Origin of the sequence: Streptomyces iconiensis (genome assembly GCF_028657195.3) — a bacterium.
Lineage (GTDB): Bacteria > Actinomycetota > Actinomycetes > Streptomycetales > Streptomycetaceae > Streptomyces > Streptomyces iconiensis.
In genome coordinates this window covers 60,961-86,142 of the sequence record NZ_JANCPR020000007.1, presented here as the reverse complement: position 1 = coordinate 86,142, position 25,182 = coordinate 60,961, and the positions used below count along the sequence as shown (strand labels likewise).

Here is a 25,182-nt window from a genome sequence, read left to right as displayed (position 1 = left end):
CGGAGAAGCAGGAACCCTGCGAAGTCCCCCGGGACGGCGGCGCGCTGTCCGTTCGTACTGCCGGCCCCGGCCCTACCTGGTCCGGTACGCCCGGAGGAAGGTCCGCACTCCCTCGACGACGAGGGGCCGGACGCGGGCGTCCTCCGCCGCGTTCGCGGAACCGAGCCGGTCCAGCGCGACACCGAAGGTCAGCGCGATGAACTGGTCGGCGGCGAGCCGGGCGTCGGGGACGTCGAGCAGCCCGGCCGCGCCGAAGGCGGCGAACCGCTCGGCGATCGCCTCGTCGGGGGTGTCGGCCATGGAGTTGTAGCCCCGGTGCGGCAGGTTGCCGGATTCCGCCCTGACCAGCCGTTGCAGCGTTGCGTACTCCGCCGAGCCGAGCATGTCGGTGGCGATGCGCATCGAGAACGTGATCAGCGCGTCCTCAAGGTCGGCGTCCTCGGTGGCGTCGGTGAGGGTGTCGTCGAGGGTGCGCCGGATCGTGGAGATCATCGCCTGGCCGACGGCGTCGACAACCGCTTGCAGCAGCGTCTGCTTGTCGCCGAAGTAGTCGTAGACCGTCCGCTTGGACACCTCGGCCCTGGCGGCGACCGCGTCGACGCTCGACCGGTCGAAGCCGTCGGCGAGGAACAGTTCCCGGGCCGCCGAGAGGATGGCGGCACGCTTCCGCGTGGATCCCTCGCGCAGTGTCTTCGTGGTCGGCATGGCCACATCTTAACCTTTCTACACTGCACGGTGTAGTGTAATAATTGCTTCGGTGCGCATCGCACTCTTGCACCTGTTCCTCCGGCACCCGCTCCACCGCACCCGCTCCACCAGGCGGAGCCGTGCACGCGCCGCCTCGGTCATCGCTTCACCGGGTTCGCCCGCCGGACGACCTCGGACCTGTCCATTCAGCTCCACGTACACCGCGCCCCGCGTGAAGGGGCCACTGCCGGGCTCGGCACGGCGGCAGCGCCACGCGTACGGCCGACCCCTCACTTCCTCGTAATGACGGAAAGGACGTCCATGACCGCAACTCTGGCTCCCCCGGTCCGTATCGGGAAAGCCGCTGTCTGGGCCCTCGGCCTGCTGGCGATCTCCACGGGCTCCTTGGAGTCGGTGGTGGCGCCGACGCTCCCGCTGTTGCAGCGCGAGCTGGACATCAGTCCATCCACCGGGGCACTGCTCAACATCGTGCTCGCCATCACCGGTGCGCTCGTCACCCCGCTCGCGGGCAAGCTCGGCGACCGCTACGGCGGAAAACGAGTCCTGATCAGGCTGATGGCGGTGGTCTCGGTCGGTGGCCTGGTCTCCGCGATGGCGCCGAACCTGCCCGTGCTGCTGCTCGGCCAGGTACTGCAGGGAGCGATGATAGGCGCGCTGCCCCTGTCGTTCATCGTGGTGCGCAAGCACCTGCCCGCGGGAGAGTCGAAGGTGGCCATCGGGCTGGTCAGCGGGATGTTCGTGGGCGGTTCGATGGTGGGACTGCTGGCGGCCGGGCCCGTGGCCGAAGCGCTCTCCCGGCATTGGATGTTCGCGGTGCCGACGTTCGCGGTCATCGGGTTCACTCTGCTGGTGAACAGGCTGATGCCCTCCGATCCGCCGGGCCGGTCCGACGATGCCGGGATCGACTGGCCGGGCATGCTGCTGTTGAGCGGGGTACTGGTCACGCTCATGCTGGCGCTCGCGATGGTGCCCGACGCCGGCTCGCAGCCTCTCGTGCTCGGCGCCCTCGTCGTGCTTCTGGCCGCCTTCGTGGCCGGATGGATAGCCGTTGAACGCCGTTCGGCCGCGCCGCTGATCGATCTGCGCATGCTGGCACGGCCTGTGATCTGGAAGTCGTGTGTGCTGACGTTCGTGATCTGCCTCGGCACGGCTACGGGAGTCTTCCTCATTCCGCAGCTTCTCGACGTGTCCGGCCAGGGCTACGGTTTCGGGGCCAGCGCCACCGAGATCGGCTTCATCCTGCTGCCGGGCGCCGTGGCCGGGACGCTGGCAGGGCCCGCCGGAGGGCTCGGAGAGCGGCGTTTCGGCTCGCGAGCCGTGGCCACTACCGCGGTCGTCCTCATGGCCACCGCCATGCTCGCCCTGTCGGTCGCACACACCGAGGTCTGGCACATCGTCGTCGCCAAGGCGCTGATCGCACTTGCCAACGGCCTGTGCGTCACGGCCATGGTGACCAGCATCGTCTCTTCCGTGGACGAAGGCGACACCGGCATCGCCACCAGTCTGATCCTGGTCACTCGCGTATTGGGCTCCGCCGTGGGCGGGATGCTCGGTGGCGTGCTCCTCACCTCGGGGACCCCTTCCGGATCGGATGACCCGGCCGAATCGGCCTTCGCCGCCGGCTTCCTCATCGCCGGCGTCGTCGCGGTGCTGTCCCTGCTTGTCGTCCGTTCCATGAGCAAAGGAGCCAAGAAGTGAGCCACACCCAGCAGTTGAGCAGCGCCCGACCCACACCCGGGCGCAAGGTCCTGATATCCGGTGCCAGCATCGCGGGGCCGGCCCTCGCGTACTGGCTGAACCGCCGCGGATTCGCGGTCACGGTGGTCGAGAAGGCGGGCACGCTGCGCAGCGGCGGATACCCCATCGACGTGCGCGGCACCGCACTTGAGGTCGTACGGAGGATGGGAATCCTGCCGCGGCTGCGGGAAGCGCACATCGACCTGCGCCGGCTGACCTTCCTCGACGGTGACGGCAGCGAAGTGGCCTCGATCAGCCCCCACTCCGTCACCGGTGGCGTCGCCGGACAGGACCTGGAGGTGCGCCGCGGTGATCTGACCGACGCTCTCCACTCGGCGGTCCGTGACGACGTGGAGTTCCTGTTCAACGACTCCATCGACACCCTCGACCAGTCAGAACACGGGGTCGATGTCACCTTCCGCGGGGGCAGCGAGCGAACGTTCGACATGGTGTTCGGCGCGGACGGTATGCACTCACGTACCCGCGAGTTCCTCTTCGGCCCCGAAGAGCAGTTCCACCGCTATCTCGGCTACTGCTTCGCCGTGTTCACCATGCGCAACACCTTCGGGCTCTCCCACGAGACCATGATGTGGAACACCCCGGGCAGGGCCGCGGCGCTCTACGCCGTGGGGGACAGCGACGAAGTGCACGCCTTCTTGAACTTCGCCCACCCGGAACCCCCGTTCGGCGCGTTCCGGAACCCTCACGCCCAACGGGACCTGGTCGCCGCGGTCTTCGCCGACGCGGGATGGGAGGTCCCGGGCATGCTCGCGGCCATGCACGAAGCGGACGACCTGTTCTTCGACGGGGTCAGCCAGATCCGCATGCCCCGCTGGTCCAGCGGACGGGTCGCGCTGGTCGGCGACGCCGCGTACGCACCGTCGTTCCTGACAGGACAGGGCTCCAGCCTCGCGCTCGTCGGCGCGTACATGCTCGCCGCTTCCCTGGCCGACCGGGACCACGCCGCGGGCTTCGCCGCCTACGAACACAGCACGCGCGAGTTCGTGACCGTGAACCAGGAACAGGTCGGCGAGGGCGACGCCACGCTCTTCCCCACCACCGCCAGGGCCCTGGAGCAGCGCAACAACATGCTGCGCAACCTCAGCACCATGCCGCCCTCCGAGGGACGACCTGCCCACTCGGCCCTCATCCTGCCCGAACTCGCGCCCGTGGCTTGAGCGTTGGGCACACCCGCCGACTGTCTGGACCCGCACCCGGACTCGCGCCCGGACCTGGTGACGATGGGCGCGCTGCCCGTTCTGCCCCGCGTGCGCCGGGGCACCTTACATACTCATTGCCTCTTATATACCTGAAGAGATTGTTTAGACGGACGTATAGGTTGTCGTGCGCTCCGTTGGACAGGAATTCGGGTGGTCCGCGAACGGCCGGGCGGTCCAAGTACAGGACGATTTCCGACCAGAAAGGAGATGAGCCACGTGCAGCAGGACATCGAGATCTACGAGGCGCCGATGGTGACCGAGGCCGGTGACTTCAACGAGGTCACGCTTGGCGACTTGGCGGGCTTCACGTTCGACGGTGGTCACGCCCCCTTCATCTACCGCTTCCAGGGCCCCGGAAACTGATGGTCTGCGCGGGGCGGTGATCACCGCCCCGCGCCGATCCTCCATCTCTGCCTGAGGGGCCTTGGCGGTCCCGTGAGCGGCTTCTCGGTGACGCGGAGGGTGCCCTGATGAACCGTTGGTGGATCGTCCTGCCTGATACGGAGGCGACGACCGGGCTGGTGGAGCGGCTGGGAGGCGCGAGGCTCGACTGTGTACGGCACGCCTCGGGCCGGCCGTGGCTGGTGGGCCGCTGGCGTGGACATGGAGCGGTCACCGCTGAGGCCGGAGCCGCACGCGTGGCGTTGCTCGGCCGGTGCCGGCTCAGCGCCGAGGCCCTGCGCAAGCGGGTCGGGCGGGTGCGGAGCGTCGGGGACCTGGCGGCTGCGGTGCAGGGGGTGGCGGGCAGCCACCACGTGGTGGCCTCGGTCGATGGCCGGGTGTGGGCGCGGGGCACGGCCTCAGCGGCGTGCCGTCTCTTCACCACGCGGGTGGGACACGTTCCGGTGGGCGGCCCCGATGCTGATGTGCTGGCCCAACTGGCCGGTTCGGAACCGGACATGGAGATGCTGGCCGCCCGCCTGATGGACCCGCCGTTCCCCTGGGTCGCCGTGGGCGGACGCACCATCTGGAGGCACGTGGACGCCGTGCGCCCGGATGAGGCGCTGGTGTGGGAACGCGACGGCGAGCAGCGCAGCGTGCGCTGGTGGCATCCGCCCCGGCCCGAGGCTCCGCTCGCCGAAGCGGCCGGTGCGGTGCGTACCGCGCTCATGGAGGCGGTGGCCACCTGCACGGCCGGCGGCGGCAGGATCAGCGCCGACCTGTCGGGCGGCCTTGACTCGACCAGTCTGTGTTTTCTGGCGGCCACCCGGGGTGAGGCCGAGTTGGTGACGGTGCGCTGGGAGGGCGTGGACACGAGGAACGACGATGCCCACTGGGCACGCCGGGCGGTCGGGGCGCTGCCGGGGGCGACCCATGTGGTGGTCGGGGAAGACGAGACTCCGGACTGGTTCGCCGGCGTGGGCGGCATGCGTCTGGCGACGGAGGAGCCCGTCAACTGGTTCAGGGATGTCGGGAAGGTGAGCGACACCTTCCTGCGGGCGCGGGCGCACGGCTCCCGGCTGCACCTGGGGGGCGGCGGCGGTGACGAGCTGTTCACGCCGCTTCCCTCACACCTGGCCGACCTGGTGTGTGCGCATCCGCTGCTCGTCCTGCGGCGGATGCGGCACAAGCGCCTCGGCCTGCGGGTGAGTCGTACGGAGGCGCTGCGTGCCCTGCTGGGCCGGGAGAGCTACCAGCGGTCGCTTCGCCAGGCGGGTGCTCGGCTGACGGCCCCGCAGCCACCCCTGGCGAGGAGCCTCATGGGCTGGCATCCGGATTTCCGTATGCCGGCGTGGGCTTCGCCCGAGGCCGTGGACGCCGCCAGGGCGGCGCTGAGGGACGCCGCGGCGCGGTGTCCCGAACCGCTCGCTCCCCAGCGGTCCATGCACGGGGCGCTGCTACGGGTGCGAGAGGGCGGCAACGCGGTGCGTCAGATGAACAGGGTGCTGCCCGGCCCTGACTACGTCCTCCCCTACAACGACGACGCGGTCGTCGCCGCCGCGCTGTCCGCCCGGCCGCTGGAGGCCGCCGTTCCTGGCCGTTTCAAACCGCTGCTGACCGCCGCCATGGACGGCATCGTGCCGCCGCGCATCCTGCGCCGCACCACGAAGGGCTGCTACGACGCCGACTTCTACCGAGCACTGCGCCGCCAACGGGGGCAGATCCTCGCGCTGCTTGACGGCTCGCTGCTGGGCGACGCCGGCCTGATCGCACCGGACAAGGTGCGCCGCGTCCTGCACTCCCACGCCACGGTGCCCGACCTGGCACCGCTGATGGAGACGCTGGCCGGCGAGATCTGGCTGCGCTCCCTGGACACACCGCGCCGCTCGCCTGCCACCGCTCTGACGAGGGGGACGCCGGGCCCCGAATCTCACTGCGGCCCAGGTGACGCTCGCGCGGGTCGGTGACGTCGACCAGCTCGTGCCGGACCCGCTCGTCGGCCTCCGCGCGTCCGCAGGTTCCTTAACGCCCGCCGAACGCCGGGAAGCTCGTGGTTGTCCCCGGGGTGTTGAATCAACGAGTCTGGGACCGGCTGCACTCCCATCAGCACGACCAGCGCTCTCCACTCCGCTCCGATAGCATGATCGAACTCATGGCGATCACTCTGATTGCCCACCCTCCCTAGACAACCGCGCCATCCGGCGCAAAAGTTAACAAACAACCAAAACTAACAAATCGACTCAAATTGATAACTAAAACATCGCGGGTATTTTCGCGAATACATCGGAGAATTGATTTCTCCGCTTACCGTCAGCCACGGGTTGTGCTTTGGGTGACGGCGGGTGTGGCGACCCTTGGATTCCTCATCGCGCTGGAGATCGCCGCGCACCACTACGGCCTGCCGGGACCGGTCGTCACCCAGGCGCGAGAGGTGTTCCTCACGCCGAAATCGGGGCCGCTGCTGTACGCCTGCCTGGCCTTGATGATGGTGGTGCTCCCCTGGCGGCAGCGCTTCATCGCGGCCGGTGTCGCGATCGGAATCGACGTCGCCTATCTGCCTGTGCGCTGGGCCTTCGACGCCAAGATGTACTTCGGCAACGGCGCGCTGTGGGTGCTTTTGGGCTACGCGGTCATCGCTGTCGTGCGCCGCACCGGCAAGGAACGTCTCCTGTTGCTGAAGGGCGTCGGACTGGGCCTGCTGCTGCTGGCCGGCCGCAAGACCGGCGAGACCTGGCTGCTCATCACGTCGGAGACCCGTCCGGTGGTGCTCGACCAGTACGTGGCGACCGCCGATCACGCACTGGGCAACCCGTCGTGGCTGGCGGGCCGGATCGTCGAGGCGACGGCTCCGGTCGGCACCAGCGTTCTCGACTGGGTCTACGCCCAGCTCGCGGTGGGAGCGGTCATCGTCGCGGCGTACCAGCTGCGGCACGTGGCGGCCGAGCGCCGATTCCCCCGTCACCATCTGGTGCGCACTTTCCTGGTGATCGGCCTCCTCGGACCGGCCTTCTACATGCTCTTCCCGGTGGTGGGGCCGATCTACGCCTTCGGCGCCGAGGGCGGGCACTGGGCGTTGGCCAATCTGTGGCCGAACACCCCGCCGTCGCTCGGTACCCCGGTCCCGATGCCGCACGACGAGATCACCCCGCGCAACTGCATGCCCAGCCTGCACACCGCGTGGGCTGTCGTGATCTTCATTCATTCCCGTACGGGCCCACGGCTGCTGCGGCTCCTCGGCACGCTCTGGTTGATCGCCACGCTCGGGGCAACGCTGGGATTCGGCTACCACTACGGCGTGGACATCGTCGCCGGCGTGGTGTTCGCGGTCACGCTTGAGGCGGTGATGCGCTCGCTCGACCGCGGCTGGGACCGGCCGGGAATCCAGCTGGCCGCTTACGGGTCGACCGTCTTCACGGCGCTCTTGGTTTCGTATCGCTATCTGCCGACGGAAATGGCCGAACGCCCGTGGATATTCGGGCCGCTTCTCATCCTGGCGATGGCCTCAGTGGTCCACCTCTACATCCGGACCACGAGCCGCTGGGAGCCGAAGGCCGCGCCGGTGCAGCAGCCGGAACCGCAGCCCGAACCGGCGTGAGGCATGTGCCGTCCGACCGTGGAACCGCACGCGCCCCCGCCGGGCCCGCCGCAGCTGGCCCGTCGCTCCCGTGTGCGCAGCAGCTGCGCGCACGGGAGCGTATCCGCGTACGGGCCCACGGGCATGCCCCGTCTCGGTGACCCGAGGCGGTGACCAGGGGCGGCCGGGGGCGGCTACCGTCTCGGTCCCGCGAGGGCGTAGGCGGTGGTGCCGGCGACCGTGAGGGTCAGGGCTGTCCAGGTGCCGGCCGCCGTGCCGGGTGGCAGCAGCATCCAGGTCGCCACCTGCGTCGGCGCGCTCGTCGGAGACGGGGCGAAGAAGGAGAACGCGAGCCAGGCGAACGGCAGCGGCCACGCGTACCGCCCCCCGCACACCGCCGCCCCTATGGCGGCGAGCCCCATCAGGCCGGCGCTGTCCCGGACGACGAACGCGGTGGTGGCCAGGTCCTTGCCCGTCGCCTGCACCGCCAGCAGTACCCCCGCGGTGAGCGCGCCGGCAAGCAGCACGTGCGCCGCTCTGCGGGGCGCCCAGCGGATCGCGGCCGTCCGGTCCAGCTCGGGGTCCTGCCCGCTGAGTCCGGTCGAGACCGCCATCGCGCCCGCTGTGAGGACGAGCGCGGGCAGCCGGGGATCGCCAGGGCCCCGCTGCCGTTGCGGGCGAGCGCCCACAGCGCCGGCGTGCAGGCCACGATCACGGCGGCCGACGCGGGTGCCTGCCGCGACCGCGCGTACAACGTCAGCCATCTCACCGGGAGTCACCGGCCAGCGCTTCGAGTGCGTCGCGCTCGCAGGAGAACGCGGCTGAGCGTGCGGCGAGGATCCGGGAGCGCTGTTCGGCCGGGGGCAGTGCCTTGAGCTTCTGCCATACGGGGGCGGCCTCGGCGCGCTGGTCCTTCTCGCTCCACGCGCTGCCGCCGAGGGGCTTGAAGTCCCCGAGTACCGAGCCGGCCGCGACGCTCTGTGCGGCGAGTTCGGTGAGGACACCGCTCTCGGCCTCGCTGCGGCCCAGGCAGTGCGGCGCCAGGCCCTCGGCGAGCAGGACGCGCGTCAGCTCCTCGCCCTTCGCCCGGGCGAACACCGGGTCGTCGAAGTCGAGGAGTGCGTCTTCGCGGGAGAGATCGCGATCGTCGGAGATCGCCCGCGGTGCGGTTTCCTCCCGGAACGTGGCGGGCGCCTGACCGCCCAGCACCTGGCGCAGAAGGCGGTGCGCCTTCCGGCCGTGCGGCGCGAGTTCGGCCAGCCTGTGCTGCTGTTCCTTCGTGACGCACACCGGCCCCTCGCACACCATCGCGGCGGCGGCCTCGTCGACGACGTACGTGTCTCGCGGCTCGGCGGGGAGGACGAGCAGGGCCAGCGCCGCGCCTGCCAGCACGGGCGCGAGGGCGAGCAGCCTGGCGCGTGCGGAGGTGACGACCAGCAGCGCGAAGCCCGTCGCGAGCATGCCGAGCAGCCAGAGCGTCTGGCCGGCGTGCACGGAGGCGGACAGGGTGAGAAGCGACTCGCGTACCTGTGACACCGCGGGTGACAGCTGCGAGAGCCGGTTCGGCGCCAGGCCGGACGGCAGCGCCGAGTCCGGCGTCTGCTGGAGCAGTACGGTAGCCGCGAGCGCGACCACGGTCAGGGCGGGCGGGGTGAGCACGGACGGCAGTGCCCGCGCGGCTCCCATGCCGAACAGCGCTCCCGCGACCAGGGCGAGCCCCCCCACCAGCGAGATCGGCAGCCAGCCGAGGTGCGTGTACGCGGCGCCGCCCAGCAGCACCCGCACCCCGCCCTGGAGGACGAACAGCGCGAAGCCCGCAGTCAGTGTGAGCGCCGTCGTGCCCGCGAGCAGGGCCGCGCGGTGCCAGGCGGGCCGTGGCGTGGTCGCCAGCAGTTCGGCCGTACCCGAACGTGGGTCGCGCAGCCCCTGCATCACCCCCAGCCCCACGGCGAGCGGCCACAGGAAGGCCAGCAGGCTACGGGTCCACAGGGCCATGGGCGTCCAGTGGGCCGTCCACCGCGCCGTGCCCCGCCACCACGCTCCGTTGATCAGATAGAGGAAGCCCAGCCCGACCGCCACGACGGCCACACCGGCCCACGGCGCGACGGAACGCCTCAACTCGGTACGCAGCACACGGACGTTCACCAGTCGCCCCTTCCCTGCGCGTCCCGCGCCGAGCCGGCCAGAAGCGCCGAGTAACCGCGTTCCAGCGGGCTGTCCCCGGCGTGCTCGGTGCCGCCTGCCGCGGCCAGCTCGTCCGGGGTGCCCTGGAAGACGAGCCGGCCCTCGGCGAACAGCACCACGTCGGTGCAGGCCGCTGCGACGTCCTCCACCAGGTGTGTGGAGACGACCACACAGGTGTCCGTGCCCAGTTCCTGCAACAGCCCGCGGAAACGCAGCCGTTGCCCCGGATCCAGGCCGACCGTCGGTTCGTCCAGCAGCAGCACCGCCGGGTCGTTGACGAGTGCCTGCGCGATACCGACCCGCCGCACCATGCCGCCCGACAGGGTCTTCATCCGGTCGTCGGCGCGGTCCCCCAGGCCGACCCGCTCAACGGCCCGCTGCACGGCCCCGGGGACATCCGCCTTGGGTACCTCCTTCAGCCAGGCCATGTACTCGACGAACTCACGCACCGTGAAGCGCTTGTAGTAGCCGAACTCCTGCGGCAGGTAGCGCGCAGCCGCGTCGCCATCCACGGCGACGTACGCCGGTACAGCTCCTCGAACGCCGCACGGTCGCCCCTGGCCACCAGCCGGACGAGACGCTCCTCGTCCAGCTCACCCGGTGCTTTCCTGACTGATCTCACACCCTCAAGACGCCGAGCACGGACGGCACGTTTTCCCGAGGAGGTGACCCCCGTCACACGCGGGGGATGGCGGTCGGACAAGGCGATCGAGACCTGGAGGCGCCGACGTCCAGACCGACGGCGCGGGACCGAAGACGACGGAGCCGCCGGTGCCGACGGAGACGCCGGTGGTCCGACCCGGCGCATCGCCCTGCCCGCGCCCGGTTCCGGACTACGCCTCTCCGGTCCGCGTGGTTCCGGTCTACGCGCGCACAAGACAGCGCGGGGGCCGCGGGAAACGGGATGTATCCCGAACCTGTCCCGCGTTGTCGCATGTCAGAGAAGATCGGCACCAAGTGCGCATAAGTCAGGGCAGAATGCACTAACGCGATGGCGACACAGTACAGAAGCGGTGGGGCTGACGCACGGTCAGCAATTCTGCCTTTCCGGCAAGTTGACCGGAAAGTCATTACGCAGCGCTTTCCTGAGACTTAATCCGTGCCGCCCTCGGCGCTATATTGACCGCACCGCAACACGTCTCCCATCGCTCGCGCGGGCACCGGAGAAATTCTTCTCGCCCTCCGCGCGCACGCGCAGGCACACTTCGCAGGCATAGTTCACAGGCACAGTTCGCCGGTACCGGTCCCGGGCCTGTTCTTCTCTGTCCCCGTCGTACGCGCTGCTCTTCACCCCTCGTACGCGCAACGCCCAATTGCCGTACTTTCCGCCGTTTCTGTCGGAACCCACGGAAATGCGCCCCTTCCCCTCGGTCCATCGCGCCCTGAGAGATACGCAGCGGTGCGGTGTGCCTTCGCACAACGTCGGCACCGGAGCCGACCGGCTCTTTTCCGCACCATCCGCTGAACCCCGAAAGGAGTTACGAGAGCCATGCTTGGTGCTCTTCTCACGGGCGGGATCGCCGCGCTCTTCGCGTCGACCGCCTCTGTACACGGCGTGCCGGCGGAACCCGAGGTACCGCCGCAGAAGATCGAGATCTCCGTCCAGACGGTGAACGGCTCCGGCTGCCCCAAGGGCACCACCGCAGTGGGCACCGCCTCGGACAACACCGCCTTCACCGTCACGTACAGCGACTACCTGGCGAGAGCGGGCGGAGACTCCGACCCCACCGACATAAGAAAGAACTGCCAGCTCAACCTGGACATCCACGTCCCCCAGGGCTTCACCTACGCGATCGCGGCGGTGGACTACCGGGGATTCGCACACCTCAGGGACGGGTCACAGGGCCTCCAGAAAGCGAGCTACTACTTCCAGGGGTCCTCGGACACCGCGAGGCAGAGCCACAAGTTCGCGGGCCCGTACTCCGACAACTGGCAGACCAGGGACAGCACGGACTACAGCTCGCTGGTCTGGGCGCCCTGCGGAGAGGACAAGAACTTCAACATCAACTCTGAACTCCGGGTGAACGCCGGAACGTCGAAGGCCGCGGAAACCAGCTTTATGTCGATGGACTCGACCGACGGCAGCGTGAGCACCATTTTCCAGCTCGCCTGGAAGAAGTGCTGAGCGAATCCGCAGACCGCGACCTCCGATGGGAGAACCATGCCCGGCGCTCTTCTCGCCGGCGGCGCCCTCGCCGCCCTGTTCGCCTCGATGCTCTCCGCTCAGCCTCAGCACGGTAGTCCAATATTCGACGACCCGCCCGACGACGCAATCGTCATCAAAGTCGCGACCGTCAATGGATCGGGCTGCCCCCAGGGCACAACAGCCGTCGCCGTCTCACCCGACAACAAGGCATTCACGGTCACGTACTCCGAATACCTGGCCCAGGTCGGCAAGGGATCCAAACCCGTCGACTTCCGCAAGAACTGTCAGCTCAACCTGATCATGCACGTGCCCCAGGGCTTCACCTACGCGATCGCCAGCGTGGACTACCGCGGTTACGCGTACCTGGAAAAAGGCGCCTCGGGCATGTCCAAGGCGAGCTACTACTTCCAGGGCTCCCCCGAGACCACCACCCACAGCCACAACTACAAGGGAGCCTACGACGACAACTGGCAGGCCACAGACACGACCGACTATGCCCACCTGGTCTGGGCACCCTGCGGCGAACTCCGCAACTTCAACATCAACACCGAACTGCGCGTCAACGCGGGCACCTCGGACGCCGAGAACACCACGAGTTTCATGACCATGGACTCAACGGACGGCGACGTCAGCACCGTCTACCACTTCGCCTGGAAGAAGTGCGAGAAGCCGCCTACGAAACGGCAGTGACCGCCCCGAGCGGCAGCCACGCCGGCACGGGCGACCCGCGACTCGGGCCGCCCGCGCCTGGGCGCTCGCGCCTGGGCCGCCCGCGTTTGGGGCCGCCCGTGGCTGGCCGCCCGGGCCTGCGGTTCGCGGGGCGGCCTTTCGTGTAGGGCCTGCCCACGTGAACGCGGGGTGGGTCCGTCCCCGCGTGCGCGGGGAGCACGCGTACACGGTGAAGACGACCCGGCAGCGCGGGGCGCGTGGGCCTTGATCTGGCGGGCCAGCGTGAGCGCGGCCTCGAACTGGGGACGGGCCCGGAAGCGGGTGCTGATCTTCTCGGAGAACACCTTGTCGCGCTCGATGCCGTGCTTGGCGAGGGCGGGCGTCGAGCTGCGGGGTGTCGTCGCAGCTCAGAGCGCCTGAGGCACCGGCTGTGTGTCAGTGGTCCGTGGCAGACTCGAAACCATGATGCCCAGGTCGAGATCCACACCGCTCCCGAACAAACAGTGGGAGCGCATCGAGCCCCTCCTCCCGCCGGCCGAGAGCCGTACGGGGCGAGCGGTCGGGGGCCTCGACGTGACCGTGGGCGGGCGTTGAGATGGCCGATTTCAAAGATGAACTGTCGCCGGAGCTCATCGGGCGTCTCGCGGGCGACCTCGCGGGTGCCGCGTCCTCGTTCGACCGGACGGCGTTCGAGCAGCTCGCGGGCACCGGTATCGGTGACCTGGAGCTGAAGGCCCGTATCGACTGGATCGCCCGTGCCCTCGCGGCGACGATGCCGACGTCCCCCGAGGATGCCGGGCGGGTGATCCGTGGTGCCCTCGACAGCGGGGGCCTCACGGGGTGGGCTTCCATGCCCGTCAACGCCTACGTCGCCTCGGCGCTGCTGGACCGGCCCGATGTCGCGCTGCCGCTGCTGGCCGCGCTCACTTCCCGCTACACCGCCGAGTTCGCTGTCCGCCCGTTCGTCGAAGCCCACTACGAGGTCACGATGGACCAGCTCAGGGCGTGGACCACCGACCCGGACGAACATGTTCGGCGGCTCGTCTCGGAGGGCACGCGCCCGCGGCTGCCCTGGGCGTCACAGCTCTCGCGGTTCGTCGCCGACCCCGCTCCAGCGCTGGCGCTCCTGGAGCCTCTCGTCAACGACGAGTCCCTCTACGTCCGCCGTTCCGTGGCGAACCACCTCAACGACATCAGCAAGGACCACCCCGACCTCGTCCTCGTCACCGCCCGGCGATGGCTTCGCGGCAGCACGCAGGGCGATTTCGTCGTACGCCACGGCCTGCGGACACTCGTCAAGCGAGGACGCCCGGAGGCTCTCGCGGTTCTCGGGTTCGATCACCATGCTCCGATCGAGATCACGGACCTCGCCTGCTCGCCCTCCGCCATCTCCATCGGCGAAGCGACCACCGTCACCTTCGCACTGCACGCCACCGACGCGACGAGAGCGGCGATCGACTACATAGTCCACTACCAAGGGGTTCGCGGCCCCAGAGCAGGCAAGGTGTTCAAGCTGACCACCCGGGACCTCCCCGCGGGCCAGGCGGCCCGCTTCTCACGCCGGCACCGGTTCGAGAGCCTCTCGGTCCGCACGATCCACCCCGGCCCGCACCGCATCGAGGTCCAGGCCAACGGACGCGTCCTCGGCGCGACCGAGGTCCACATCAGCGCCGCCGAAGCATCGCAAGGCCGCCCAGCCTGAGCCTGCTGAACGAGGGTGTCGCGGGAGACACCGAGCAGCTTCGCGATGGAGGTGACGCTGTTCTCCGGGCGGGCGAGCAGGTCGCGGGCGTGACGTACCTGTTCGTCGGTCACGTCCCTGTCCTCCCGAAGCTGCCGCGAGGGTGCCAGTAGCTCTCTGCGCACAGGCCCTTGAGTCCACGGAGACCGAGTGACCGAGCAGGACCGGTGGGCTCAGGCGTTCTCCCAAACGGGCCCCGTTTCTGGCAGTGGAGGCTGGGCGTTGCGGCCGGGCAGGGGGCGGGCCCGTTCTGGTGTGCGGCGGGATCAGGGGGTGTCGTACAGTGGACGAATTCCTGCGCCGAGGTGTCGGTGGCAGCGACCGGACTTTCTGTTCCTTTCTGCGTCGATCTTGAGGTGACGTCCTATCAACCAGGCCGTGTAGTCGTCCGTGTTCCCCGCGTGCTGAGTTGTCGCACGTGTCCGGGGGCGGACGTCGCGCTTGCCTGAGTTGCGCCACCCTTCCCGCAGTTTTCTGTCTTTCCCGGGTGCAGCTCTGCCGTCTGCCCCGGGTTGCGTCTCTTCCGGCCCTGGTGCGGCTGTCGGCAGGGCTCCCCGATTCCTTTGGATCAGGAGCTTCCCGTCGTGTCTTCCTCCGCGCTCGACAACGAGCCGCAGCGCACCACCCACTCCCCAGACCGCCCAGCACCTCACCATCCGAAAATGGCCTTGTCGGTCTGGATCGCCCTCCTGGTGCTGCTGACCGCCGAGCTGATGAACATGCTCGACCAGTCGGTCGTGCTGACCGCCCTGCCCGCGATCCAGGAGTCGACCGGCGCCGGACCCGTCGCGGTGCAGTGGCTGACCACCGCCTATTCCCTGCCCGTCGCCGTCGGGCTGATCACCGGCGGACGGCTCGGTGACATCTACGGCCGCCGCAGGATCCTGCTCATCGGCACCGTCGTGTTCACCGCCGCCTCGCTGCTGTGCGGTCTGGCCACCGGCCCGGGCGTGCTGATCGGCGCCCGCCTGATCCAGGGCGTCGGCGTGGCCGTGATGATCCCGCAGGTCCTGGCGACCATGCACGTCACCTTCGAGGGCCAGAACCGCAGCAAGGCGTTCGGCCTGTACGGGGCCGTCCTGGCCATCGCCAACGTCCTGGGCCCGGTCCTGGGCGGCGTACTCACCCAGGCCGACCTGTTCGGGCTGTCCTGGCGGCCGATCTTCCTGGTCAACGTGCCCGTCGGGCTGGCCGTACTCCTCCTGGGACGCACATTCATCCCCGAATCGACCGTCCGCAAGGCCGACCGGCTCGACCTGGTCGGCATGGTGCTGTCCGGCCTGGCCATCGTCCTGATCCTCTTCCCGCTCGCCGAGGGCCACGCTCACGGATGGCCGCTGTGGTGCTTCGCCATGCTCACCGCCGGCGCCCTTGTCCTCGGTGTCTTCCTGCGCCACCAGCGGCGCAGGCAGGACAACGCCCCGCTGGTGACCCTGTCCCTCTTCCGGGTCAGGCAGTTCACCGGGGGCATGGCCGCGGACCTGCTGCAGGGCCTGCTGTGCGGCCTGTTCTTCATGACCTGGACGCTGTACCTGCAGCGCGGACTGGGCTTGAGCCCGCTTGAGGCGGCCGTGGCCTTCGTGCTGCTCTCCGTGGGAGAACTGGGCGGCGCGACGATCGCGGCGAAGACCGCCGGACGTTTCGCCCGCCGTCTGCCGCAGGCCGGAGCCCTCATCGCGACCGCTGCGATGGTCACCTACGGGCTCCAGATCGGCAGCCACCAGGCCGACCTGACCCTGCTGGCGATGACCGCTCCGGTGGTGCTGATCGGCTTCGGCCTGGGCATGGTCGCCGGCCCGCTCGCCGACCTGTCGCTGGCCAGGGTCCCGCACGAGGACGCCGGCTCGGCCTCTGGCCTGTTCAACACCGCCATTCACCTGGGCATCGCGCTGGGCACCGCGCTGACCGCCGTGGTGTTCTTCGCCATCACCGGCGGCTCTCCCGACGGCGCGGTCAACCGCGACGCGTTCGTCACCGTGCTGTGGTGGGTCAGCGGCCTCCTCGCCCTGATGTGGGCCCTGATGTTCTGCCTGCCCAAGCAAGCAAACAACCAGGCCGACTGAGCCGCCCCCAGGTCCCGGACGTGACATCGACCGGGACCTGGGCGCCCTCGCCTTCCTCCTCCTCGCTGTCCTCGCTGTCCTCGCTGTTCTCGGCGTCGTCGGGGTTACGGAAGGGGCGTAGGCCCTGGCCGGGGCCGGGCCGCTGGCGGTGATGTTGAACAGGTAGCGGCCCAGGAAGTTGATGTGCCGCTCCTTGAACGGTGCGAGGCGGGCCACGTCCTCGTCCTTGAGGTCATGGCCTTCGGCGCGGAGTTGGGCGGCTGCGGCGTGCGAGTAGCGGATGTTCCACAGCACGCACACCGCGTACGCGTCCCGGTCCACCGCCCCCTGGAGCAGCTTGGTGCTGGAGAACACCGCCCGCTCCCACATCGCGGGCACCAGCTCGGCGTCCACCTCCCGGCCCCACCGCCCGTCGGTGAAGTCCCGGTACACGAACCGCTCCTGAATCTCCGCCGCGTGCTCGTACACCGTCGACAGGCGCACCGGGTACCGCTTCACACACGAGGCGTCCTCGATGCCGAGCCGCCCGGCCAGGTACTCCACGGCCTCCCACGGCACGAAGCGGGTCCTCACCAAGGAACCGGCCGACGTAGCGAACCGTGCGGATCTGCACGGCCACGCCAAGTCGGTGCGTGTCCGTACGCCGCAACGCGATCAGGTCGCGGTCGTCCCCGTCGAGGCGGAAGAACCGCTCCAGCTCCGGACGCGTGGGCACATCGGTGAACGCTCGGTACGCCTCGACCTGCTCGTCAGTCAGGAATTCCACCGGCACGCAGCGGAACGTAGCCAGCTCCGACGCCCGTCCAGCAACCTTCCCGAGAACTCCGGCGGAGCCTCCGGGAGGTGTGCCGGCCGACCATGGTCGTTCTCACCGGGATTTCCTGTACGCCAACTACTCACGCCCGGGGGCGGCCTCGGTCGCGGGGCAGGCCAACACCGTCGGCGCGGCTCGGTCCATGAAGTCCGGGGCCGCAGTCGGCAGTCGGCAGTCGGCAGTCGGCAGTCGGTGAACGTTCGCGTCGTATCCTGCGTTGCTGCCACCGGGTGCCGACGCGAGCAGCGGCATACCGTGTCCGCCCGCGTACCCGCGCGACGGCCTCACGGAACCCGAGCGCGGCCCGCAAAGTGCCCGGGTTGCGTGGGCCGCCCCTGCTTACTTACCCGGCCTCTCCCCCACCAGAAGCAACTCGCTGCCCGCGGTTGCCACGCAGGCCGCGGCACAGCGCAAGGGCGCACCATGTGGCCGTTGCCGTCAGTGCGGCTGCGGCCATCGCGCCCAGGAGCGGTGGGTCCGGTCGAAAGCCTAGGGAGAGCCGGGTGCCCAGGAAGGTGAGTGCGACCACGACCACCTCCGGGCAAAGAAGCGGAACCCTGGCGGCGACAGCCCGCAGCGTGACTGCCGCCGCCAGCCCCGTCGCGGTCCAAGCCATCAGATACGGCCACACCTGCCCGGGAACGGCGAGCGGCATCCCGAACTCGTCGGGACCCGTACGGAACGACGCGCTGACCCAACCCCAGCCCACTGCAAGGACAGTGACGCCCACCACCCACAAGGCGTGGCGCCATAGCGGACCGGGCCGCAGGGACTCCTCGTCGCCTTCGGAGCCGGCGCAGTTGTCAGGGCTGGAGGGGCCAGGCGATTCAGTCACACCCAGAAGGACGCGGGCCACAGACCGCAGGTTCCCACCCGCATCAGTGGTCACAGCGACCGATGCTTTTCGCGGCGGCCGGGAAGCTCTGCCGCCGAGCCTTCGGTGTTGAGCCGTCACCCATTTCGTCAGGCTGAGGTTCTGACTCAAATTCTGCTGAGGCTCTGTGCATCGTGTACTCAGAACGGCGGTTGGCGCCGGTTCGGCCTGCGGGAAATTACCTGAAAACGACCCGCGAAACAGCAACGGGCGAGCAGGGGCGGCCCTCCCCCGAGAAGTGCCGGTTTCCATCGGGGTGAGTAACGGAGTGCCCCTTGCTATGGTGCGCCGATGTCATCGATCAAGCAGTTCCAAGTCACCTTCGACTGTGCGGAACCTGAGCGTCTCGCTCGCTTTTGGTGCGAGGTGCTGGGGTACGTCATACCGCCGCCACCGGCGGGGTTCGCAACTTGGGACGATTTCGATCGCTCCCAGGCTCCCGAGGACCAGGGGTCATCGTTCGCCTGCAGTGACCCCTCAGGCGTGGGCCCGCGACTGTACTTTCAGCGCGTCCCAGAAGGAAAGGTAGCCAAGAATCGGCTGCATCTTGATGTGAGGGTCGGCACCGGACTCACGGGCGAAGAGCGACTTGCCGCGCTGGAGGCCGAATGCGCACGACTGATCCCGCTCGGCGCGGTACGCGTGCAACTTCTGTATGACGGCACCGATTCGTGCATTGTGATGCAGGACATCGAAGCCAACGAGTTCTGCCTCGACTGAGCATCCACCGAGCCGGTGACGTGAGGTGTCGCCTCCCTTGAGCCGCCGCTCTGGGACTCAGGGGAGGTGGGAGTTGGCCCGTGGGGACGGATTGTGCAGCCGGGCATTTCGGAGCACCGAAGTGTGCACGCCATCGCCCTTCGGATGGCAGGCGCGAAGGGTCTTCCAGCTCTTCGTCCGCGGGAAGACCTGCTCGACGCGGGCCGACCAGCCCGGGTCTCGCGGTGGGAGACGTTGAGCTCGTCTTTCCATGCGGGCAGTCGGTCTCGCCGCGTTCGTGGCGGTGCGGGACGACCAGGCCGGTGCCGGGTAGCCGCCGTCCGCGATGACCGTGGTCCGGCCGAAGGCAGCCTTCGCACCGGACAGTTACCCCGCCTTCCCCACCTTGCAGCTGTAGCGGTTGCCGGGCGGGCTGCGGTCGGCGGACCGCCACGACGAGCCGGGTCCCCGCATCGATGATGACGATGACGGCCTCGTGGTTCGCGGAGTACTCGCAGTTCTTCGACCGCTCGACCACCGAATGATTACGAGTGCCACCAGGGTGCCGCCCACAAGGGGAACGGCCTCCTTTCGGAACTGCTTGCGTGGCTGGAGTGCGAGCGGGGATTCGGGATGGTCGATGACACGGTGTGGTGGACCTCGCCGCGCACCAGGCCACTGGCCTCCCGCTCCCGCAGCTACGGGAGCAGACGTCGGGGTCGGTGGTCGAGATCTTCGGGAGGGGTCCATCCCGTATGCGCGAAGAGCAATGCCAGCGCCTCCAGGTCTCGCGCGGCACGTCGGGTCCATCCCCGCGTGCGCGGGGAGCAGCGAGGTGAGCAGGCGATGCTGCTGACGCTCCTGGCCCGCTCCCGCGCGTCCAGGACGGCGAGCTTGCCCCAGGTGTAGCGCCCGTAGCCGGGATCGAGCAGGCCGCGCCGAGCCTTCGAGTACGCGCCGGGACCGGTGATGTGGGCGTCCCGACCGAACAGCGCCGCGGCATCGTCGAGCGTGAGCTCACCGCTGTGCAGGCCGAGCGCGCTGGAGAGCCGGGCCACCCTGCGGAGTCCGTCGAGCGCCACCCCGACGCCGAAGGCGGGATCGCCGCCGCGAAAGCCCTCCTCGAACGCAAGCTGCTCGGTGTAGTGCGCCCGCCCCTCGCTGAATCCCTCCGAGAACAGCGTGCGCCGGATCTGCCCTTCGGCGCGGCGCCAGGCTCGGCTGTGCGCGAAGTGACCGGGCGCGACCTCGTGTACCGCGATGACGGGCAGCGTGGCGCGGTTGAAGTACGACGCCAGCCACAGCGCCTGCTCAGCCGCGGGCAGCGCCGCGTCCGGTGCGGTGACGTAGAACCGGCTGGGGGCGTCCGGCTCGTTCGGCGCCGCGCCGAACAGGCCCGCAGCCGCGGTCCGTTGCGAGTCCGGCATCGGCGCGACTTCACAGTCACCGTCCAGATGGGGCACGAATCCCTGGGCGGGACACGGCACGGAACACGGTAGGGAACACGGCGCGGGCCGAACCCCGTTCGGGATACCGGTTGAGCAGTAGTGGCTCTGGCCCGATTCCTGGGCGGCCGTGGCGCTCGGTCACGCCAACAGGGCGCGTTCGCTGAGGTACTCGGGCCCTTGCGCGGCCGAACGTCTGGCGCTTGAGCGTCTTGGTCCGGTTGGCGTGGCCTTCCACGATGCCGGAGTTCCATCGCGCGGGAACCGCAAATAGGAGCCCTCGGGTGCACGGTGCCGCCGTGGCGTCATTGCTGCGCCATGGGTGTCAGGCGTAGCGGGAGGCGCAGGAGGCGCCAGGCGCCTGGCTGGCGGCGGCGTACCTGGGTCTTGAGCTGGTCGGGGGCGACGGCCAGGGAGAGGTCCGGGTGGCGGCGCAGGAGGCGGCCGATGGCCACCTCGGCCTCTTGGCGGGCGAGCGAGGCGCCCAGGCAGTAGTGCGTGCCGTGGCCGAAGCCGACATGGTCCTCGCCGCGGCCCGCCGACTGCCGGGTCAGGTCCAGGCGTTCGGGGTGGTCGTAGTGGCGCGGGTCGTGGTTGGCGGAGACCAGGACGGGCTGGACGGCCTCGCCCTGGCGGATCCGGGTGCCCGCCAACTCCACATCCTGCGCGGCGTAGCGCAGCTGGGTCATCTGGACGGGGCCGCACCGGCGCATCAGCTCATGCACGGCGTGCGGGAGCAGTTCCCCGTCCTCCTTGAGCAGCCGCAGCTGGTCGGGGTGGGTGAGCAGGGCGACCGTGCCGTTGCCGATGAGGTGGGCGGTGGTCTCGTGACCGGCGAGCACCAGTGTCATGACGAGGGTGATCATCTCGGTGTCGCTGAGCCGGCCGCCGTCGTCGTCCTGGGCGCGGATGAGCGTGGTGATCAGATCGTCCCGCGGCTCAGCGCGGCGTTCGGCGATCAGTTCGCGCAGGTGGCCGACCATGGCCGGAAAGGACGTCGCGATGCGTTCGGGCTCCAGTGAGGCGAGGTCGGAGCCGAAGTCCCGCCAGCGCGGCCGGTCCACCTCGGGTACGCCCACCAGCTCGCAGATGACCGTGATCGGCAACGGGTACGCGAAGTGCTCGATGAGGTCGACCACTCCGTACTCGTCCGCGTGTCCGGGCAGTGCGTCGAGCAGCTTGTCCGTGATCTCTTCGACGCGTGGCCGAAGGCTGGGGATACGGCGGGCGGTGAAGGCGCGGGAGACCAGGCGGCGCAGCCGGGTGTGGTCGGGCGGGTCACTGGTCAGCACCGATTCCAGGATGTGGACGCTGTACTCCTCGGGGATACCGAGCACTTCCATGAGCCGGTCGCGCGGATCCTGGCCGCCCCTGCGCTCCGGTAGTGAGTGCGGACTGTTCACGAAGCGCGGGTCCCGCAGGACGGCGCGTACCTCCTCGTAGCGCGTCACGAGCCAGACGGGCGTGTCGTCCATGAAACGTGCCCGGACGACGGGGCCCTGCTCCCGCAGGCGGCCGTAGCCGCCGAACGGGTCGCCGGAGGCTTCCTTCCTCCACTACGCGACGCAGCACGACTATCTCGACACCGGACTGCACACCGAGGACACCGGCGCGGCCCCGGAAGCAGCCCGCATGCCGGCCCTGTTCACCAGCTACCCGGACGCTCCACGGCTCCCCCTGCCCCGCCAACGCGCCGACCTTCGCACCCCGTACGAACAGGTCCTCTACGGGCGCCGCACCCACCGCGACTTCGCCCGGAGCCCGGTCCCGTTGACTACGCTGGCCACATTGCTCGCCACCGTCTTCGGACCTGTGGACTTCATCGACAGTGGCCACGGCGCGCTCTATCGCCGCACCAGCCCCTCCGGTGGCGCCCGCCAGGAACTCGACGCCTACGTCGGTGCCCTCGACGTCACGGGGCTCGCCCCCGGCTGGTACCACTACAACGGCCTCCAGCACTCACTGGAGCTGCTCGCCGAGGGCTTCACCCCCGCACAGGCGACGCACCTGTGCGCCGACCAGCCCTGGGCCGGAGAAGCCGCCTTCCTCGTCGTGCTCGCTGCCCGGCTGGAACGGCTCAGCGTGAAGTACCACACCCCCCGCTGCTACCGCGTCTGCCTGCTCAACGCGGGCCACCTGGGCCAGACCTTCGCGCTCACCGCCACGGCCCTGGGACTGGGCCCAGCCCAGACGGGGGCCTTCAACGACGCGCAGGTCGCCGCGAGTTGCGCCCTGGACGACACCTGCCACATCCCGCTTTACGTCCTCGCGGCGGGCCACACCCACCCCGAACCCACGCAATCCCCGGAGCCGGCCACCCTCACCGTCCTCCGCTCCACGCCCCTGAACGAGGGCGGTCCAGGGGATCAAGGGCCGCACAGCCCTATCGCCCGGCCTGCGCCGGGCCGCCGTCCTCGTCACTGACGTGCACCGAGAGGTTGTTGTTGACCGTGTAGTACGGCCTCGCCGAGTGGACCGCCCCGTCGGAGCTTGTCACCCGCTGCGGCGGATAGCTGAAGATTCGCTTCTTGTCCAGGATGTCGTCGAGTATCCGCGCGAGGCGAACCGGCTCCTCGTCCACGGAGGGACGCAGCCACAGGTCCCACATGCGGTGTCCGGGCAGCAGGGAGCTGAGCGGCAGTTCGGCGGCAAAACCGCGCGCCGGGTATCGCGCGTCGGCACCGTACCCGGGCGCGCTCCCGTGTCCCGGTGCGGCCCCGTGTCCGGAGCGTTCATCCTCATCGTCGAGGCGCACCGGTACACGCACGGGCGAGACCTCCGAGTCACGGGGGTGTGCCTCCAAGCAGGCGGTGGCTGTGAGCGGCGCACCATAGAGCCTGCCCCGCAGCGCCATGGCGCCGTCGCCCAGGTGCAACGCCCCTGCCTCCGCGTGCGGTCGGCGCAGCCAGGTACGGAGGGTGAGATTGCCGTGCTTGGTTGTGTACGGGATCCGGACGCCGAGCCACGCGTGCGTTTCACGAGGCACGTGACTGGCGAGGGTGCGCAGGTCGTGCACCCCGGGCAGCAACCGTTGCGGCTCTTCGTCGGCGAGGACGAGAGAGGCGTCCCAGCGCCCCTCCCGAAGCAACGCGGTACCGGCCAGCACGGCGCGCAGTCCGCCGTCTGCCGCCGTGCGGACGAGCGGCAGCCTGAGGGAGGCGTCCGGGCCGTGATGCCGGCGCAGGCGCAGGAGCACCGCCGCGGCTTCCGGCACCTCGGGGGCCTTGATCTCCTTGGCGGTCTCGTCGAAGAGCCGCACCCGGAAGGTGAGCCCTCCGGCGCTGTCGGCCGTGCAGTCGGCGCGCGCGTGGTGAACCCTGTGAACGGGGGGCGAACCGGCGTCCGGTGGGGCTGCCGCCGCTTCGGCGCGTGGTGGCGTGTCGAGGCAGTGCTGCGTCATGACCGCGCTCCTTCAAGGGCGTATCCCACTCCCTGCCGGATCCTGTCCTTGGCCGCGTACGCACCGCCGAGGAGGGTGCCGCGCGCCCGGTGCAGCGTGCCGGCCCGGCGGTTCACCAGCGAGGTCATCAGGCTCTCGTACCGGGCGGCCACCTGCGACGGGTCGAACCGCGCCGACGCGGTGAGCGCGGCGGCGCCCATCCGTGCACGCAGTCCCTCATCGTTGATGAGGCGGAGCAGCGCACCGGAAATCGCGCCCACATCGCCTGTGGGGACCAGGAGTCCGTCCGTGCCGTCGTGGATGATCTCCTTCGGTCCGTGCGGGCAGTCGGTGGCCACGACCGGGAGACCGCACCTCATCGCCTCGACAATGGTCATGCCGAAGGATTCGAGGCTGGACGTGACCGCGCAGATCGCTCCCTTCACCCACTCGGCCTCGATGGGGTTCGCCGAGCCCATCAGGAAGACGTGGTTGTAGAGGCCGAGCTCGTCGATGAGGTTCCTCAGCTTGCCTTCCTCGCGGCCGTGGCCGTAGATGCGCAGACCCCAGTCGGGACGCTCCCTGACGACCTCGCCGAAGGCGCGTATGAGGACGTCGTAACGCTTGGCGGGTGCGAGCCGGCCCGCGGCCACGACCCACTTGCCGCTGCCGTCCGCGGAACCGACGTCCGGCTCGGGCACGCTGTTGGGCAGCGATTCGACATGCACGCCGGGCAGCCGCAGGGTCCTGCGGTAGTCGCGGGCGTCGGCTTCGGTCACCGTGGTGACCGCGTCGAGACGGGGATAGGTCCGGCGCAGCAGGCGCTTCAGCCGCGCGGGATGCGTGGCGAGCGTCAGGTGCTCCTGCCCCAGACGCACGGTGCCACGGCGCGTCTGCCGGGCCACGTGCACGTTGAGTCCGGGCCGTGTGCCTACGACGACATCCGCCTCGGTGCTGCCCAGGTATTCACCGATCAGGCGGTCGGTCAACGCGCTGTGCCGGGCGTACTGTCCGTCGGCAACCGGGAAGACCCGGGCGGGAAGCGCATGTTCGGGATCATCGCCCATGTAGCCCGGTCTGTGCCGCCGCATGTCGACCAGCGATGTCAGCCGTACGCCTTTGCCCGGCTCGAAGAACGGTCTGTCCCGGTACCGGAAGACCGACACGACCTCTACCTCGTGCTGCTCGGCGAGCGCCTGCGCCAGATTGAAGGTGGTGCGGACGGTTCCCCCCATCCCGTACGCACTGAAGATCAAGAAAGAGATACGCATTTTACCCATTCACCCTAGATGCGGCTCATGCCCGACCATTCGCTGCAGTTCCTTCACCGCAACGACGAAGTGACACGTCATTCCGCAGTTCGCGAAATATCGACCCCGGACCGGATTCGCCGACCGGGACGTTCACTGTGATGACGACAAGCCCGGATTTGTTCACGGGATCTTGTCCGCACTCTGTAACAGCCGCGCGCCGCTGATCGGCGAGGTCCTGAGGACCGGTCCGGCTGCGCCGGCCGGGCAGGGCAAGCTGCCCAGCAGCGCTTCGACC

General features: G+C 69.5%; 17 protein-coding genes and 6 pseudogenes. 11 read left to right on the top strand and 12 right to left on the bottom strand.

Features of this window, described 5'->3' with window-relative positions:
- Positions 1 to 72 precede the first annotated feature (72 nt).
- Positions 73 to 705 (bottom strand): TetR/AcrR family transcriptional regulator, encoded by a 633-nt coding sequence (locus NMN56_RS08880; RefSeq protein ID WP_274042378.1) that lies wholly within the window; start codon positions 703 to 705, stop codon positions 73 to 75.
- A 303-nt stretch (positions 706 to 1,008) separates the two neighbouring features.
- Here NMN56_RS08880 and NMN56_RS08875 point away from each other — a divergent pair, with 303 nt between their 5' ends.
- The 5 genes from NMN56_RS08875 to NMN56_RS08855 all read left to right on the top strand — a co-directional run bounded on the left by NMN56_RS08875 (position 1,009) and on the right by NMN56_RS08855 (position 7,641).
- Positions 1,009 to 2,406, top strand: a complete 1,398-nt coding sequence (locus NMN56_RS08875) for an MFS transporter (RefSeq protein ID WP_274042377.1) — start codon at positions 1,009 to 1,011, stop codon at positions 2,404 to 2,406.
- Positions 2,403 to 3,623 (top strand): FAD-dependent monooxygenase, encoded by a 1,221-nt coding sequence (locus tag NMN56_RS08870; protein ID WP_274042376.1) that lies wholly within the window; start codon positions 2,403 to 2,405, stop codon positions 3,621 to 3,623. The genes NMN56_RS08875 and NMN56_RS08870 overlap by 4 nt, the downstream gene beginning before the upstream one ends.
- Positions 3,624 to 3,872: 249 nt before the next feature.
- Positions 3,873 to 4,028 (top strand): lasso RiPP family leader peptide-containing protein, encoded by a 156-nt coding sequence (locus tag NMN56_RS08865; RefSeq protein ID WP_280842735.1) that lies wholly within the window; start codon positions 3,873 to 3,875, stop codon positions 4,026 to 4,028.
- A gap of 107 nt (positions 4,029 to 4,135) precedes the next feature.
- Positions 4,136 to 6,013: an asparagine synthase-related protein gene (locus NMN56_RS08860; RefSeq protein WP_274042374.1), complete on the top strand. Its 1,878-nt coding sequence runs from the start codon at positions 4,136 to 4,138 to the stop codon at positions 6,011 to 6,013.
- 356 nt (positions 6,014 to 6,369) lie between these two features.
- Positions 6,370 to 7,641: a phosphatase PAP2 family protein gene (locus NMN56_RS08855; RefSeq protein ID WP_274042373.1), complete on the top strand. Its 1,272-nt coding sequence runs from the start codon at positions 6,370 to 6,372 to the stop codon at positions 7,639 to 7,641.
- A gap of 173 nt (positions 7,642 to 7,814) precedes the next feature.
- Here NMN56_RS08855 and NMN56_RS08850 read toward each other — a convergent pair.
- The 4 genes and pseudogenes from NMN56_RS08850 to NMN56_RS08835 all read right to left on the bottom strand — a co-directional run.
- Positions 7,815 to 8,389 (bottom strand): annotated as a pseudogene (locus NMN56_RS08850) (hypothetical protein).
- Positions 8,386 to 9,765, bottom strand: a complete 1,380-nt coding sequence (locus tag NMN56_RS08845; protein ID WP_274042372.1) for a hypothetical protein — start codon at positions 9,763 to 9,765, stop codon at positions 8,386 to 8,388. Before NMN56_RS08845 ends, NMN56_RS08850 begins: the two are co-directional and overlap by 4 nt.
- Positions 9,762 to 10,292: pseudogene (locus tag NMN56_RS08840) on the bottom strand (ATP-binding cassette domain-containing protein); the annotation flags it as partial. The pseudogene NMN56_RS08840 and the gene NMN56_RS08845, both read right to left, overlap by 4 nt.
- A pseudogene (locus tag NMN56_RS08835) lies at positions 10,286 to 10,426 on the bottom strand (RNA polymerase subunit sigma-24); the annotation flags it as partial. The pseudogenes NMN56_RS08835 and NMN56_RS08840, both read right to left, overlap by 7 nt.
- 867 nt (positions 10,427 to 11,293) lie before the next feature.
- Between NMN56_RS08835 and NMN56_RS08830 the strand changes: the two are divergent.
- The 4 genes from NMN56_RS08830 to NMN56_RS08815 all read left to right on the top strand — a co-directional run bounded on the left by NMN56_RS08830 (position 11,294) and on the right by NMN56_RS08815 (position 16,423).
- Positions 11,294 to 11,929: a DUF4360 domain-containing protein gene (locus NMN56_RS08830; protein ID WP_274042371.1), complete on the top strand. Its 636-nt coding sequence runs from the start codon at positions 11,294 to 11,296 to the stop codon at positions 11,927 to 11,929.
- Between the two features lie 36 nt (positions 11,930 to 11,965).
- Positions 11,966 to 12,640: a DUF4360 domain-containing protein gene (locus tag NMN56_RS08825; RefSeq protein WP_274042370.1), complete on the top strand. Its 675-nt coding sequence runs from the start codon at positions 11,966 to 11,968 to the stop codon at positions 12,638 to 12,640.
- A gap of 574 nt (positions 12,641 to 13,214) precedes the next feature.
- Complete coding sequence (locus NMN56_RS08820) at positions 13,215 to 14,321, top strand: DNA alkylation repair protein (protein WP_274042369.1); 1,107 nt, start codon at positions 13,215 to 13,217, stop codon at positions 14,319 to 14,321.
- Between the two features lie 623 nt (positions 14,322 to 14,944).
- Positions 14,945 to 16,423 carry an MFS transporter gene (locus tag NMN56_RS08815; protein WP_274042368.1) on the top strand — a complete coding sequence of 493 codons (1,479 nt, stop codon included), beginning with the start codon at positions 14,945 to 14,947 and terminating at the stop codon, positions 16,421 to 16,423.
- A 174-nt stretch (positions 16,424 to 16,597) separates the two neighbouring features.
- On the opposite strand, the pseudogene NMN56_RS43230 reads toward NMN56_RS08815, so the two are convergent.
- Positions 16,598 to 16,711 (bottom strand): annotated as a pseudogene (locus NMN56_RS43230) (Tn3 family transposase); the annotation flags it as partial.
- A gap of 66 nt (positions 16,712 to 16,777) precedes the next feature.
- Positions 16,778 to 17,195: pseudogene (locus NMN56_RS43010) on the bottom strand (DUF4158 domain-containing protein); the annotation flags it as partial.
- Between the two features lie 1,207 nt (positions 17,196 to 18,402).
- On the opposite strand from NMN56_RS43010, the gene NMN56_RS08810 reads away from it, so the two are divergent.
- Positions 18,403 to 18,831: a VOC family protein gene (locus tag NMN56_RS08810; RefSeq protein ID WP_274042366.1), complete on the top strand. Its 429-nt coding sequence runs from the start codon at positions 18,403 to 18,405 to the stop codon at positions 18,829 to 18,831.
- Between the two features lie 57 nt (positions 18,832 to 18,888).
- Here the strand turns inward: NMN56_RS08810 and NMN56_RS08805 are convergent.
- The 3 genes and pseudogenes from NMN56_RS08805 to NMN56_RS08795 form a co-directional block, all read right to left on the bottom strand.
- Positions 18,889 to 19,620 (bottom strand): annotated as a pseudogene (locus tag NMN56_RS08805) (transposase).
- Positions 19,509 to 20,273: a DUF885 family protein gene (locus tag NMN56_RS08800; protein WP_274042365.1), complete on the bottom strand. Its 765-nt coding sequence runs from the start codon at positions 20,271 to 20,273 to the stop codon at positions 19,509 to 19,511. Before NMN56_RS08800 ends, NMN56_RS08805 begins: the two are co-directional and overlap by 112 nt.
- 287 nt (positions 20,274 to 20,560) lie before the next feature.
- Positions 20,561 to 21,730 (bottom strand): cytochrome P450 family protein, encoded by a 1,170-nt coding sequence (locus tag NMN56_RS08795; RefSeq protein ID WP_274042364.1) that lies wholly within the window; start codon positions 21,728 to 21,730, stop codon positions 20,561 to 20,563.
- A gap of 157 nt (positions 21,731 to 21,887) precedes the next feature.
- On the opposite strand from NMN56_RS08795, the gene NMN56_RS08790 reads away from it, so the two are divergent.
- Positions 21,888 to 22,679 (top strand): SagB/ThcOx family dehydrogenase, encoded by a 792-nt coding sequence (locus tag NMN56_RS08790; RefSeq protein ID WP_274042363.1) that lies wholly within the window; start codon positions 21,888 to 21,890, stop codon positions 22,677 to 22,679.
- On the opposite strand, the gene NMN56_RS08785 is transcribed toward NMN56_RS08790, so the two are convergent.
- Entirely contained in the window at positions 22,639 to 23,655 is a 1,017-nt protein-coding gene (locus NMN56_RS08785) for a hypothetical protein (RefSeq protein WP_274042362.1), read from the bottom strand. The genes NMN56_RS08790 and NMN56_RS08785 overlap by 41 nt on opposite strands.
- On the bottom strand, positions 23,652 to 24,905 hold the full coding sequence (locus tag NMN56_RS08780) for a glycosyltransferase family 4 protein (RefSeq protein WP_274042361.1): 1,254 nt from the start codon (positions 24,903 to 24,905) through the stop codon (positions 23,652 to 23,654). The genes NMN56_RS08785 and NMN56_RS08780 overlap by 4 nt, the downstream gene beginning before the upstream one ends.
- Positions 24,906 to 25,182: the final 277 nt, after the last annotated feature.